Raw genomic sequence first — 13,031 nt, 5'->3', positions numbered from 1 at the left:
AATTGACACTCGGATTGATCGCCATTCTGCACGTTTCGGTGATTGCCTCCCCCGCTTATGCCCAGTCGGCTCCAACCCCGGAAATCGTGAAGATATGGCCGGGGCAGGCGCCAGGCACGGAAGATTGGAAAGGTCCGGAGACAGATAGCCCGGTGAAGCTGCCGGGTGCAGCGCCCATCAGCATGGTCAGCAACGTCACCGTGCCGACCTTGACGGTCTACCGGCCCAAAGCTGAAACCGCGAACGGCACTGCGATGATCGTCGTGCCCGGCGGTGGCTTTCAGACGCTGGCGATGACGCATGAGGGCGAAATGGTCGCGCTTTGGCTGGCCGAACGCGGCATCACGGCCTTCGTGCTCAAATATCGGGTCCGCCCGATCGCGGGTTTCAAGATGCCCCAGGATCTGCGGAAGAATGCCGAGCGCTTCAGGGAATTTGCCGACAGCTTCCTGCCAGGACGCGCCAATGCCTATGCCGACGCCACCCAGTCCATCCGTTTCCTGCGGGCCAATGCCGCCCGTTTCGCGATTGCGCCCGATCGGCTTGGCATGATCGGTTTCTCGGCCGGTGCGATCACCACCATGGCTATGGCCACGAATGAGTCCGCGGCCGATCGGCCCAATTTCGCAGCGCCGATCTACGGTGCCATGCTCGACAAGGGGCCACCAGTGGGTGGCCCTCCCTTGTTCATCGCTGTGACGCAGGATGATAATGCGGTGCCCGCGGGCGAAAGCATCAACATCTTCACGCGCTGGACCGCGGCCAATTTGCCGGCGGAGCTGCATATCTATGAAAGCGGCGGGCATGGCTTCGGTATGATGAAGAAGAACAAGCCGGTGGACGGCTGGATCACGGCCTATGAGGCCTGGCTTCGGTCGCATGGCTGGATGGGCGCGCCGAAAGCGCCTTAATCGTGCGGCGCGATCGCCAATACGCTGCGCATGACGATCCGGACCAGATCGGGAAGGCCGCGCGCGCCTGTCTTTGAATAGATTGATTTCGAATAGGTGCGCGCGGTGGTCACCGTCAGTCCGAATTCCGCCGCGGCTTCGGTCAGGTTCATGCCGCGGCTGATGGCCAGCGCGAGCCGCGACTCCCGCGGCGACAGGCCGAATAATTCTCCGAGCTGCTCATGCCGGTCGCTCGCGTGCCAATTGTCGCCGTGCACATACGCGATGGCGCAAGCCTCATGGCGGGAGGTCGCGGTGCTGCGGCCCGCCGGCACCAGCAGCATATCCAGCCACGGTTCCCGGTTCAGCGTCATCGCGCGCGGCCGGCTCGACGGGATTTGGACGATGCGCTCCAAGGCGGCATAAATTTCGCGCTCGAGTTTGCGGGGCGACGCCATCAATTTGCCGCTGGAATTCCGGCTGAGCACCTGGGAATTGTCCAGCACAAGCGCGCCTTGCTGATCGCAATCGATGATATGGCCATCGGGGCCAAGGGAAATCCAGCCGAATTGCAGACGCCGCACGGCTTCGGCGGTGAGAGAAGCTGCAAAACGCTCGCGCTCCATAGCCACGTACAGTTGGAGAACGCCGCGTAACAGCGGTGCAATCCTGACCAGCAACGCATCGTCGCTCTCGCTGAAATCGGCATTCTGGCGCGCGATCGTGAGCCAGGCGTCTACTCCGGTCTTTTCACGGACCCGCATTTGCCGGATGGCGCTGATCTTGTTCCGGTCCAGTATCTCGCAATAATAATCTACCTCAGCGGGCGTGTAGATTTCCAGCAGTTCGGGCAGTGCATAGGGTCTGCCTTCGGCCTGGCTTGGCATTCGCGGAGCGGGCGCAGCTTGCGTGGGAATGAACCGGCCTGAAACGGCCGTGGCGCTCTCTGCCGAAAGAAGCTGGAGCGCGTCGTCCATCGGCCGCCCAGGCGGATTGAAGATGAGCGTGGCAAAGTCAGCGCCGGTCAGGCTTCGCAATTGTTCCAGAAACGTCTTCCACAACGGCGTTTCCGCCACGCCATCGAAGAGCGCGGCCACAAGCCTGTCCTCGGCGTCAATGTCCATCGGTTATGGACTGCTCATCGATGCCATGTGCCAAATTCATCAACCCCGGCGCGTTCGCTCACCAGCGTGTTTTCCGGTGCCGAGGGATCGATGGTGCCCAGCGCCATGCCGGATAGCAGGATGTGATCGTCTGGAATGCCCAATTCGGCATGGACCACCGCGCCGAAATCGCACCAGGCCTGTTGCGGACATGTCTCCAGTCCATAAGCACGGGCGGTGATCATGACATTCTGCATGAACATGCCGCAATCCAGCCACGCGCCCTGCGGCATATCGCGCTCCATGGTGAAAAACAGGCCCACCGGAGCGCCGAAGAAATCGAAATTGCGCATCATCGCCGCCTTGCGCGCCGGCATGTCGTGCCGATCGATGCCGTAAAGCGCATAGAGATCGAAGCCGACCTTTCTCCGCCGGGAAAGATAGGGCTCCTTGAGGCGGGCGGGGAGATAGGGATATTCGAGGCTGGTCTCCTCCGCTTCGGCGGCGCGAAGCACCGCGCTGGAAAGACTGTCGCGCGTCTTGCCCGTGACGACGTGCACCAGCCATGGCTGGATGTTGGTGCCCGAGGCCGCCCGCGACGAAGCCTGCAGGATCGCCTCGATCACCGGTTCCGAAACCGGGTCCGGCAGAAAACGCCGAACCGAGCGGCGGCCTTTCACGGCATCGAGCGCTGATATCGATCCCGTCATTGCGCAGACTTCGCCAGTTCCTGCTGACGCTGCTGCTTGAGGATGAAGCGCTGGATCTTGCCGCTCGGTGTCTTGGGAAGCGTTTCTGCGAAATGCACGGTGCGGGGATAAGCATGGGCGGCGAAATTGGTTTTCACCCATTGCTGAATTTCGCGCTCCAGTTCCGGCGACGCCACATGGCCGGGGTTGAGAACGACAAACGCCTCGATCACTTCGCCGCGCACCTCGTCCGGCACGGCGATGACCGCGGTCTCCGCGACGCAGGCGTGGCTGGCGATCGCGGATTCCACTTCGAACGGCCCGATCCGATAGCCCGCCATGATGATCACGTCATCGTCGCGCGACGAAAAGTGGAAATAGCCGTCTTCGTCCATCCGGCCGACATCGCCCGTCAGATACCAGGCGCGATCCTCGGTGAATTTTTCGGCGGTCTTGGCTGGCGCGCCTTCATAGCCCTGGAACCAGGCCAGGGGGCTTTGCGCCATATCCATCGCAACGCGCCCGACTTCGTTGACCGCCGCGGGGGTGTCGCTGTCTTCGCGCAGGACGACCGCAGTCCAGCCAGGCATCGGCTGCCCCATGGACCCGGCCTTGATCGGGCGCGCCACGGCAGGATTGTGATGATTGTTGATCAACATGCCCGCTTCCGTCTGCCCATAATGATCGTGGACGGTGACGCCCAGCGCGGTTTCAGCCCAGGCATTCACGTCCGGCGTCAGGGGTTCGCCCGCGCTTGAAGCACGGCGCAGGCTCAGCGGCGCGGGGGCGGTGATGTCGGCGCTGCGCAGGGCACGGTAGACGGTGGGGGCCGCAGCGAAATTGGTGACGCCGTGTCCGGCGAGGATCGCCATGGTCGCCTCAGGCGAAAATCCGCCTTCGTAGAGGATGCCCTTCGTTCCGGTCATGAGCGTGGCGAGAATGCCGAAATACAGCCCATAGGCCCAGCCGGGATCGGCCGCGCACCAGAAGATGTCGTCGGGGCGCAGCCCATGCCCGAATTCGGCATAAGCATGAAATGCGGCGAGCGCGCGGAGCGGCACGACGACGCCCTTGGGATTGCCCGTGGTGCCCGAAGTGTAGATGTGGATAAACGGCGCATCGCCGCCGACCGCCACGCGCGGCGGCGCCGGCGCACGGCTTGCCATGAGCGCGTCGAACGTGAGCGCCTGCGTGCCTTCGGTGCCGGTGGTGATCACCTGCCACGGGGCATCGACGGGTATGTCAGCGCCCGGCGCGAGCTTGGATTGCTGCGCAGCATCGCACACCACGGCTTTCGCCTGGCTGCCGAGCAGGCGATAGGCGATGGCGGCCGGAGCGAAGGCGGTGAACAGCGGGACGTGCACGGCACCGAGACGCCATATCGCCACGAGCGTCACCAGATAGGCGCGGCTTTTGCCCATCAGCGTCGCCACGCGGTCACCCGCTCCGATGCCAAGCGCGTGGAGCGCGCCGGCCAGATGCTCGGATTCGGTGCGCAATTCTCCATAAGTGATGTCGCGAAAGGACATGTCGCCAGCGATGATGCGGTAAACCAGTGCCGCGGGATCATGCCGGTCGCACAACAGATCGGCGGCGCAGGCGTCGGGCGAGGCGTATCGCGCGAGCAATGTCGCGATGCGTTCATCAGTCGAGATGGCATTTATGGAATTTGACATGATCAACCTATCAATTGCGATGTGAAGACGTCGCGCTGGCAGCGATCGCGCGACGGATGGTGCTGAGGTAACTATTCGATCGCCGGCAAGCCAATTTTTTCGCGGCTGAGACTATCAAGCCGCGAAATGAGGCACGGATCAAGCGGGACATATCGGTCTGGGCAACCATGCTCCCTATCCTGGCAACCGCTGAAGTCATTCTCTTGCGCTCTCTACTGAAACATCAGTAGGTAGTGCAAGGCCGTCCGAAAATATGATCGACAGGGCTGTGGATGAGCATGTTCGCGCGATCAAGTTATGGATCTGCGCCATTTGACAGAGATAAACCGTTCCTGGGAGAGGCCAAGCAATGAGCGATGTCAGCAGACGCAATGTGGTGAAGGCAAGCGGCGCGGTGGCGCTCGCCGTGGCGGCGTCTCCCGGTGCCATGGCTTTGGTTGCGGCAAAGGCAGCCTCGCCCGAAGCCGTCAACCCGCGCAAAATGATCCATCCCGAATTGGTGGAAGCGGCGAAGCGTATGCCGACGATGCCCGAAGGCTTCTCCTTCTCCAACGCAATGCTGCCCCAGCTTCGCGGCATGGCGGGATCACTGACAAAGGAGGCGCGATCGGATGTCTCGGTGACGGAGCGGCGCATTCCCGGCGCTCGCAACGCGCCCGATGTTGCGGTCTATATCATCAATGCCAGAGCGGGCACCACGCGCCCCGCCATATTGCACATGCACGGCGGGGGCTTCATTCTGGGGTCTGCCAAGGATAGCATCCGCGATCTTCAGGATATCGCGCATAGTCTGGATTGCGTGATCGTCACCGTCGAATATCGCCTCGCGCCGGAAACGCGCTGGCAGGGCGCGCTCGATGATAATTATGCGGGCCTGAAATGGCTCTATGCCAATGCGGCTGAACTTGGCGCGGATCGCGCGAAGATCGCCGTGATGGGCGAGAGCGCCGGTGGTGGTCATGCGGCGTTGCTGGCGATCGCATCGCGCGACAGAGGGGAAGTGCCGATCGCCTTTCAAATGCTGGTCTATCCGATGCTTGATGATCGCACGGGATCGTCGCGCAAGACGCCCGGTCATGTCGGCTTCATCGGATGGCGTGCGCATGACAATGTCTTCGGCTGGCGCTCGTTGCTTGGCCAGGAGCCGGGCGGGGATTCGGTCCCCGCCGATGCCGTGCCCGCTCGCACGCTCAATCTCGCCGGCCTGCCGCCGACGTTCATCGGCGTTGGCGCGATCGACCTGTTTGTCGACGAGGACATCGCTTTTGCACGTCGCCTGGCAGACGCCGGCGTCTCGACGGAGCTTAACGTCGTGCCCGGCGCCTTTCATGGCTTTGATGCGATTGCGCCCGAGACCTCGATTGCAAAGCAGTTCACATCAGCCAAGCTGAATGCGCTGCGCCGTGCCTTCGGATTGCCAGCGACGATCTGATCGCTCAGGGATCGAGCCTGACAACCGTGACCGAGCGCGCGGGCAGGGTGAGGGACAGCGTGTCCCCCTCGGCCTTGGCGGAGAAAGGCTGAGGCGCAACAGCCGCAGGGCGATCGAACGTGTTGATCGAATCGATCTTGTCCGCCGTGAGGACGTGTCCGACCGCCTGGCGCACCGCCTTTCCCTTTATGCTGGTGCGCACGCTCACCGACTGATCGGGATCGATGTTCGTCAGCGCCAGCCAGACCACGCCATCCTTCTGGGCCGCCACCCCGTCCACCTGAGGCACCCCGATCTTGCCGGACCGATAGGTGCCGGTTTCCAGCGTAAGCGGCGTCAATTGCGCATCCTGGAACGGCAGATACATTTTGAAGATGTGATAGGTCGGGGTCAGCAGCATCTTCTCCTTGTCCGTCAGGATCATCGCCTGAAGAACATTCACCATCTGCGCGATATTGGCCATGCGCACCCGATCGGCGTGGCGCGCGAAAATGTTGAGATTGAGCGAGGCGAGGATCGCGTCGCGCAACGAGTTTTGCTGCTTGAGGAAGCGGGGGTTGGTATCGGCCATGGGGCCCAGCCAGGTGCCCCATTCGTCCACAACCATCGCGACCTTCTTTTCGGGATCATATTTGTCCATGATCGCCGCGTGCTGCGCGATCAGCGTATCCATGCCGAATGTCTGTTGCACGAACACGGCATAATCCTGCGCGTCGAAACCGGTCGCGGGGCTCGACATCGGCGTGGCACCCATCGTGTAATGGTGCAGCGACAGGCCTTCGAAACCCCAGCGCCACGGCCGCGTGCTCTGCCACGCCTTCATCACCGCCTCGGTATATTCGGGTTTGTCATCCTCCGGCCCGACCGCGATTCGCTGCATTTGCTTCGGGCCGCGGACATAGCGATGGGGCGGATCCTGCGCAGGATTGAGGTTGCGCACGAAGGTTGAATATTGCTTCAATTCCTCGACATAATGGTCGGCCGACATATTGCCGCCACAGGCCCAGCTTTCGTTGCCGATGCCGAGATATTTGATGCGATAGGGTGCCTTGCGCCCGTTGGCGGCGCGCTCCTTGCCCAGCGCGGAGGGCTGGTCGGTCGTCATATATTCGAGCCAATCCGCCGCCTCGCGCGGCGTTCCGGTGCCCAGATTGACGTTGATATAGGCCTCGCTGCCGATCTGATCGAGCAAGTCCATGAACTCATGCGTGCCAAAGCTGTTGGGCTCGATCACATTGCCCCAATTGCCATTGACGGTCTCGACCCGCTTCGTGGCCGGGCCGATGCCGTTGCGCCAATTATATTCGTCGGCAAAGCAGCCGCCCGGCCAGCGGACCACGGGCACCTTGATGGCGCGCAATGCAGCCACGACATCGCTGCGGATGCCACGGACATTGGGGATCTTGGACTCCTTGCCAACCCAGACGCCGCCATAAATGCCCTCGCCCAGATGTTCGGCGAATTGGCCGAAGATATCGCGATTGATCACGGGGCTGGTCTTGTCGGGCTGGATGACCACGGTCGCAACGGGCGCGCGTTCCTGCGCAGCCACGGGCACCGGCAGGGCCGGGATCGCCAGCGCGAATATCATGCAGATGTTTTTCAGATTCATGTCGCTCTTCCATCATCGCCGGCGCAGCCGATCATTTTTGGCCCGATAAAGGGCATTCGGACCTTATCAGATACCAAATATATTGTATGAGTATAGCGCAACAAGAAATCTTCAAGCCACTGAGTAATTGCAGTGGCTGAGAGAGCACCGATCTAGGGGTAGGAATGGAATGATGCACATGCGTGTGATCCGGAATTGGAAAAGAGCGAGCCTGGCCGGCCTGGCGCTGTTTCTGGCGCTTCAGGCGGCACCCATGGGTGCACAATCCAGCATGGCGGATGCGGACAATCCGGAGCCTGGCTTGCAGGGGCAGACGATGCCCGGAGAGGCCGTGATTCTGGCGCGTCCTTATGCCAAGGGCGTGCGGATGATCGGGCATTCCCCCATCGCTGGCCGCGATTCGAACATCCAGCTCGCCTGGGCCGGGCATTGCGCTTATGTCGCCAGCACATCGCCCAACATGCTCGGGGTGTTCGGCGTCAAAGCCGATCCCGCCAGCTTCGGTGTCGCCGTGATCGACGTCAGCGATCCGCGCGCCCCCAGGCAGGTCGGCTTGCTGCGCGATCGCGGTTCGCTTTATGCGTCGGAGACGCTCCATGCTGTCGAGGCGCGGGGACGCAAGGTGTTGGTGGCCGGCTCTTACGGCGCGAAGGATAGCGAAGCCTATACCGATATCTACGACGTCACCGATTGCGCGAATCCCAAGCTGATGGCCGAATGGAAATGGCCGCAAAGCGTGCATACGCTGACGCTGTCTGCGGACGGGAAGCGGCTTTATGGCACGATCATTTCGCCCTTCGACGGCAAGGGCGGTATCGCGGTGACCGACATCAGCGATCTGGCCCATCCGCGCTTCATCGGCAAATTCGCGGCGACGCGAACGGATGGCGGCAGCCATGAATTTGCCGCGCACGAACTGTCGATCAGTCCCGACGAGAAGCGGATCTATGTCGGTGTGATCGGTTCGAAGGGTGGCGATCTGAACAAGGGCGTGACCGAGCCTTTTCCCAGCCTGGCCACCTTCGGACCGGATGCCGGGGGCATCTACATCCTCGACAATAGCGACATCGCGCTCAACCGTGCGGATCCGAAGATGCGGCTGATCGGCACCGCCCCGCATGGCGGCTGGCATTCGGTGATGCGGGCCAGGATCAAGGGCGTTCCGTATCTGGTCGGCGGCACGGAGGGCATGGTGTGCCCCAGCAGTTGGCCGAAACTGGTCAACATGGCCGATGAGCGAAAGCCGTATGTGGCGGGCGAAGTCCGGCTGGCGATGAACCGCCCCGAAAATTGTTCGGCCAAGGATCTGGCGGCGAAGGGGCCGGCCGCCGTGGTGCCGGGGGCGGGCACGGCAACGCTGCATTTCAACGATGTGGATAGCGCCACAGACACCCGCATGGGGCTTTTCAATTTCATGTGGGCCGGCCTGCGCATCGTCGATATCCGCAAGCCCGCAACGCCCGCCGAAGTCGCTTACTTCAAACCCGGTGACGCGTGCAGCGGGCATGTGCGCTATGTGCCCGCCACGGGTCATATCTGGCTCGCCTGCGGCGCGAGCGGATTTTACGTGCTTGAACTGAAGCCAGAGGTGCGCGCCGCGCTCGGTCTGCCGCGCAAGGCGTCGCGCGGCAACAAGAAAAGGTAGTCGGGCATGATCGACGCGGGCGAGGGCAATCCAGGTGCCGACTTGCGGCAGCAATCGCTGTCTACGATGCTGCGGCGGTCAGCGCGGCGTCATCGCGAGCGGGTTGCCATCATCTGCGGCAGCGTCTCGTGGAGCTACGCCGATCTCGATCATGTCGCCGATCAACTCTGCAACGGCCTCAAGAGTGCGGGTCTGATCAAGGGTGACAGGGTTGCGGTCATGGCGCGCAACAGTCACGCTTTCGTGGCCTTGCGCTTTGCGGTCGCGCGCGCTGGCGGCGTGCTGGTGCCGGTGAATTTCATGCTGAACGTGGACGATACGCGCTATATTCTGTCGCATTCGCAAGCGCGGTTTCTGTTTGTCGATGCGCATTGCGTGGCGATTGGGCGGGAGGCCGGGGGCGAGGCGGTCGAAACCATCTATGGACTGCCTGGCGAACTGGAGCCGGTGCCCGGTGATGTGGTGGATTGGAACTCGCTCCTCGGCGCGCCTGACCTGCCTCCGGAGGTAACGGATTGTGATGATCTGCTCCAGATCATCTACACCAGCGGCACCGAAGCCCGGCCGAAGGGCGCGATGCTCACCCACGGTGCCGTGCTGTGGCAATATCAAAGCTGCGTGATCGATTGCGAATGGACCGCGGACACCATCGCGCTCCATGCCTTGCCCCTATTCCATTGCGCGCAGCTCGATGCGATGCTCGGGCCGGCGCTGCAGGTGGGTGCCCGCAATATCATCACGGCGCGGCCCACGCCGGACAATCTGCTTCATCTGCTGGCGGCCCATCGCGCCACCTCGTTTTTCGCGCCGGCGACGATCTGGATATCCCTGCTGCGCTCGCCGCTGTTCGATCGGTCTGATCTGTCGTCCCTGGCCAAGGCCTATTATGGCGCGTCGATCATGCCGGGCGAAGTCTTGCGGGAGATCAAGGAGAGATTGCCCGGTTTGCGGCTCTGGAATCTCTATGGGCAGACCGAAATCGCGCCGGTGGCGACGATCCTCTTTCCCCATGAACATGCGGATCGTCCGGCATCGTGCGGCCGGCCCGCGCTGCATGTAAGCACGCGCGTGGTGGATGACGCCATGCGCGATGTCGCGCCCGGGGACGTCGGCGAAGTCGTCCATCGTTCGCCCCATTTGATGATCGGCTATTGGCAGGATCCCGAGCGGACCGCGGCGGCGTTCGAGGGCGGGTGGTTTCATAGCGGCGATCTGGCGACGATCGACGACCAGGGATATCTGACGATCGTCGATCGCAAGAAGGACATGATCAAGACCGGGGGAGAGAATGTCTCTTCGCGCGAGGTGGAGGAAATCCTCTATGTCCATCCCGGCGTGGCCGAGGTCGCGGTGATCGGGCTGCCCGATCCGCAATGGGTGGAGGCGGTCACGGCCTTTGTGGTCCCAAGAGACGGTCATGCCGCCGACGAGGGGGAATTGCTGGCCCATTGCCGCGAGCGGCTTTCCGGATTCAAGGCACCCAAGCGGATCGTGATCGTCCAGTCGCTGCCGCGCAACGCCAGCGGCAAGATATTGAAACGGGAATTGCGGACTCTGATTTAGGCGCGGGGGGCATAAAAGTGCATGTTATTGCTCCAACTGGCAAATATGCGCGGTTTTTGTTAGAGTTGACGGGTATATTATAGGCATGTTATCGATTTCGGGCTGAGCGAGGATTGTAATCCCCGCCACCGCGCGGAGAGAGGATGTTATGACCTACCAGGCCCCCGATATGGCGATGCTGCCCCGTTTTCCGGTGATCACCGGCGGCAAGGCAAGTGATGGGGGCGGGGATCTGATCCCGCATGTCTATCCTGCGACCGGCCAGGTGACTCGCGAGGTCCGCATGGCCTCTGCCGATGATGTGGATGCAGCGGTGGCAGCGGCACGCAAGGCGTTTCCGGCCTGGCGCGCGCTCTCAGGCGATCAGCGCCGTAATTTAATGTTCAAACTGGCCGCGCTGATCGAGGCGAACAGCCAGCAACTGGCGGCGCTCTCCACCATCGAGAATGGCTCCGTGATCATGGCGACGTCCTATCTCGGCTGGGATGGCGCGCAGAAATTCCGCTATTTCGGGGGCTGGGCTGACAAGATCGAAGGCCGCACGATCAGCACATGGACCGGCCCCGCGCACGATTATGTGTCTTACGAGCCCTATGGCGTCATCGGAGCGGTGATCCCCTGGAACGGCCCGCTTTTCGCCGCGACGATGGTGGCCGCGCCGGTGCTGGCGGCGGGCAATTGCATCGTCATCAAAGCACCGGATATCGCGCCGTATTCGGTGATGCGTCTGGGCGAATTGTTCATTGAAGCGGGCTTTCCCGAAGGCGTGGTCAATATCGTGACGGGCGGGGCCGATATCGGCGCGGCCATGGTTGCGCATCCCGGCATCGACAAGATCCAGTTCGTCGGCAGCGGCCCTACCGCCAAGAAGGTGCTGCGCAGCGCGGCTGATACGCTGAAGCCGTGCGGGCTCGAACTCGGTGGAAAATCGGCAGTGATCGTGTTCGCCGACGCCGATCTGCAGGATGCGGCGAAGCGCGGTCTTTCGGGCGCGATCAGCGCCAATGGCCAGGGCTGCGTCAATGGCACGCGCTTGCTGGTGGAGCGGCCGGTCTATGATCAATATCTCGCCATGCTCGGCGCGATGGCGGGGCATATTCCGATCGGCGATCCGCTCGACAAGGGCACGGTGGTTGGTCCGGTGATCTCGGAAACGGCGCTGACACGCATCCTGGGTGTCGTCGATACCGCGGTGCAGGAGGGCGCGCGCCTGGTCACGGGCGGGCAAAGGCTGGGCGGCGACTGCGCCGACGGTTCCTTCCTGCCGATCACGATCCTGGCCGATGTCGGCAATGGCACCGATATCGCGCAGCATGAAGTGTTCGGCCCGGTGCTCACGGTCACCGCCTTCGATAGCGAAGACGAGGTGGTCGCGCTCGCCAATGGCACCGAATATGGCCTGGGCGGCTATATCCACACGCAGAATGTGCGCCGCGCCCACAGCGTTGCGAGCCAACTCGATTCAGGCGTGGTCACGGTCAATGGCGCGGGCGAGGGGATGACCCCGTGCGTGCCGTTCGGCGGCGTCAAGCAGAGCGGCTATGGCCGGCTTGGCGGCGAAGATGGCCTCAGGGAATTTCTGCGGGCGAAGAACGTCTATGTGAATCTCTCCAAGCCGGCGGGTGCGCAATGAGCGCGTTGCTCGATCCGGCGGAGCGCACCGCGCGGGGTGCCAGATTGCAGGCCGAACTCGGCGGTGCGACAACCGAACCTGCGACCCCGGTCGAGGCTTCGTGGCGCGATTATATCTATGCGGAAATCTGGTCGCGTCCCGCGCTGGACCTGCGTGCGCGCTTCCTCATCGCGATGAGCAGCGCCGCCACAGCGGGGGATGCCGCCGCAACCGAAACCTATGTGCGCGGCGCGCTCGCCGGAGACTTGATTTCACTGGCCGAGCTGCGCGAGGCGGCGCTGCATGTGGCGGTCTATTCGGGCTGGAGCAGCGGCGGGATATTGGATGCCGCGGTGACCCGCGTGGCCGATGCCATGGGCCTGGCCGCAGCGGTTTTCGCGCCGATCCGTGCCGAGCCCTGGGATGCCACCGCGCGTCATGAGGTGGGCGCAGCTTCGTTCAAGGAACATATGCTGTTTGGCGGACCGCCGCCGAAGACCGCCTATTTCGAAGGGGGGATCCTGAATTTCGTCTTCGGCGAAATGTGGAACCGCGCCGGGCTGGACGAGCGCTCGCGCCGCTGGCTGACTTTGGTCGGCGTCGGCTTTTCGGGCGCGAGCACGCCGATCCGCAGTCATGTCTGGTCGGCCATGGCCAGCGGCAACGCCAGTCGCGCGGAGATGGAGGAATTCGTCCTGCAATATGCCGTCCATGCCGGATGGCCGCGCGGGTCCGTGATGCAGGGTGCCGTGCTGGAACAGGCGGCGCGGGTTGAGAAAAATCTGCCGTTCGAGGCTTGAGGGGACACC

10 protein-coding genes are annotated in these 13,031 nt (G+C 62.7%); 6 read left to right on the top strand and 4 right to left on the bottom strand.

Annotation, left to right across the window (positions count from 1 at the left end; all coding sequences use genetic code 11):
* Positions 1–2 precede the first annotated feature (2 nt).
* Entirely contained in the window at positions 3–911 is a 909-nt protein-coding gene (locus tag FHS49_RS09735; RefSeq protein WP_184017875.1) for an alpha/beta hydrolase, read from the top strand.
* Here FHS49_RS09735 and FHS49_RS09730 read toward each other — a convergent pair.
* From FHS49_RS09730 to FHS49_RS09720, 3 genes are read right to left on the bottom strand one after another with little or no spacing between them, the layout of a single operon-like run.
* Positions 908–2,014, bottom strand: coding sequence for a helix-turn-helix transcriptional regulator (locus FHS49_RS09730; RefSeq protein ID WP_184017873.1), 1,107 nt, complete (start codon positions 2,012–2,014; stop codon positions 908–910). The two genes, FHS49_RS09735 and FHS49_RS09730, sit on opposite strands and share 4 nt — an antisense overlap.
* A gap of 14 nt (positions 2,015–2,028) precedes the next feature.
* Positions 2,029–2,703, bottom strand: coding sequence for a nitroreductase (locus FHS49_RS09725; protein WP_184017871.1), 675 nt, complete (start codon positions 2,701–2,703; stop codon positions 2,029–2,031).
* Positions 2,700–4,358 (bottom strand): AMP-binding protein, encoded by a 1,659-nt coding sequence (locus tag FHS49_RS09720; RefSeq protein ID WP_184017869.1) that lies wholly within the window; start codon positions 4,356–4,358, stop codon positions 2,700–2,702. The genes FHS49_RS09725 and FHS49_RS09720 overlap by 4 nt, the downstream gene beginning before the upstream one ends.
* A gap of 349 nt (positions 4,359–4,707) precedes the next feature.
* Here FHS49_RS09720 and FHS49_RS09715 point away from each other — a divergent pair, with 349 nt between their 5' ends.
* On the top strand, positions 4,708–5,790 hold the full coding sequence (locus FHS49_RS09715) for an alpha/beta hydrolase (RefSeq protein ID WP_184017867.1): 1,083 nt from the start codon (positions 4,708–4,710) through the stop codon (positions 5,788–5,790).
* 4 nt (positions 5,791–5,794) lie between these two features.
* Here the strand turns inward: FHS49_RS09715 and FHS49_RS09710 are convergent, their stop codons facing one another.
* A complete protein-coding gene (locus FHS49_RS09710) occupies positions 5,795–7,402 on the bottom strand; it encodes an alpha-N-arabinofuranosidase (RefSeq protein ID WP_246350555.1) in 1,608 nt (535 codons plus the stop codon).
* A 178-nt stretch (positions 7,403–7,580) separates the two neighbouring features.
* Here FHS49_RS09710 and FHS49_RS09705 point away from each other — a divergent pair, with 178 nt between their 5' ends.
* From FHS49_RS09705 to FHS49_RS09690, 4 genes are all read left to right on the top strand, one after another.
* Positions 7,581–9,047 (top strand): LVIVD repeat-containing protein, encoded by a 1,467-nt coding sequence (locus FHS49_RS09705; protein WP_184017865.1) that lies wholly within the window; start codon positions 7,581–7,583, stop codon positions 9,045–9,047.
* Positions 9,048–9,053: 6 nt separating this feature from the next.
* Positions 9,054–10,610, top strand: coding sequence for a fatty acyl-CoA synthetase (locus FHS49_RS09700; RefSeq protein ID WP_184017863.1), 1,557 nt, complete (start codon positions 9,054–9,056; stop codon positions 10,608–10,610).
* A 148-nt stretch (positions 10,611–10,758) separates the two neighbouring features.
* Entirely contained in the window at positions 10,759–12,243 is a 1,485-nt protein-coding gene (locus tag FHS49_RS09695) for an aldehyde dehydrogenase family protein (RefSeq protein ID WP_184017861.1), read from the top strand.
* Entirely contained in the window at positions 12,240–13,022 is a 783-nt protein-coding gene (locus tag FHS49_RS09690) for a carboxymuconolactone decarboxylase family protein (RefSeq protein WP_184017859.1), read from the top strand. The genes FHS49_RS09695 and FHS49_RS09690 overlap by 4 nt, the downstream gene beginning before the upstream one ends.
* Positions 13,023–13,031: the final 9 nt, after the last annotated feature.

Origin of the sequence: Sphingobium boeckii, from assembly GCF_014199215.1 — a bacterium.
Classification (GTDB): Bacteria; Pseudomonadota; Alphaproteobacteria; order Sphingomonadales; family Sphingomonadaceae; genus Sphingobium_A; species Sphingobium_A boeckii.
This window is presented reverse-complemented; position numbering and strand designations above follow the sequence as displayed.

What these genes read in the sequence shown, in the direction of transcription:
- FHS49_RS09730 (WP_184017873.1), bottom strand. Translation starts at nt 2,014, where the DNA reads ATGGACATTGACGCCGAGGACAGGCTTGTGGCCGCGCTCTTCGATGGC.
- FHS49_RS09700 (WP_184017863.1), top strand. Translation starts at nt 9,054, where the DNA reads ATGATCGACGCGGGCGAGGGCAATCCAGGTGCCGACTTGCGGCAGCAA.
- FHS49_RS09720 (WP_184017869.1), bottom strand. Translation starts at nt 4,358, where the DNA reads ATGTCAAATTCCATAAATGCCATCTCGACTGATGAACGCATCGCGACA.
- FHS49_RS09710 (WP_246350555.1), bottom strand. Translation starts at nt 7,402, where the DNA reads ATGAATCTGAAAAACATCTGCATGATATTCGCGCTGGCGATCCCGGCC.
- FHS49_RS09690 (WP_184017859.1), top strand. Translation starts at nt 12,240, where the DNA reads ATGAGCGCGTTGCTCGATCCGGCGGAGCGCACCGCGCGGGGTGCCAGA.
- FHS49_RS09695 (WP_184017861.1), top strand. Translation starts at nt 10,759, where the DNA reads ATGACCTACCAGGCCCCCGATATGGCGATGCTGCCCCGTTTTCCGGTG.
- FHS49_RS09725 (WP_184017871.1), bottom strand. Translation starts at nt 2,703, where the DNA reads ATGACGGGATCGATATCAGCGCTCGATGCCGTGAAAGGCCGCCGCTCG.
- FHS49_RS09715 (WP_184017867.1), top strand. Translation starts at nt 4,708, where the DNA reads ATGAGCGATGTCAGCAGACGCAATGTGGTGAAGGCAAGCGGCGCGGTG.
- FHS49_RS09705 (WP_184017865.1), top strand. Translation starts at nt 7,581, where the DNA reads ATGCGTGTGATCCGGAATTGGAAAAGAGCGAGCCTGGCCGGCCTGGCG.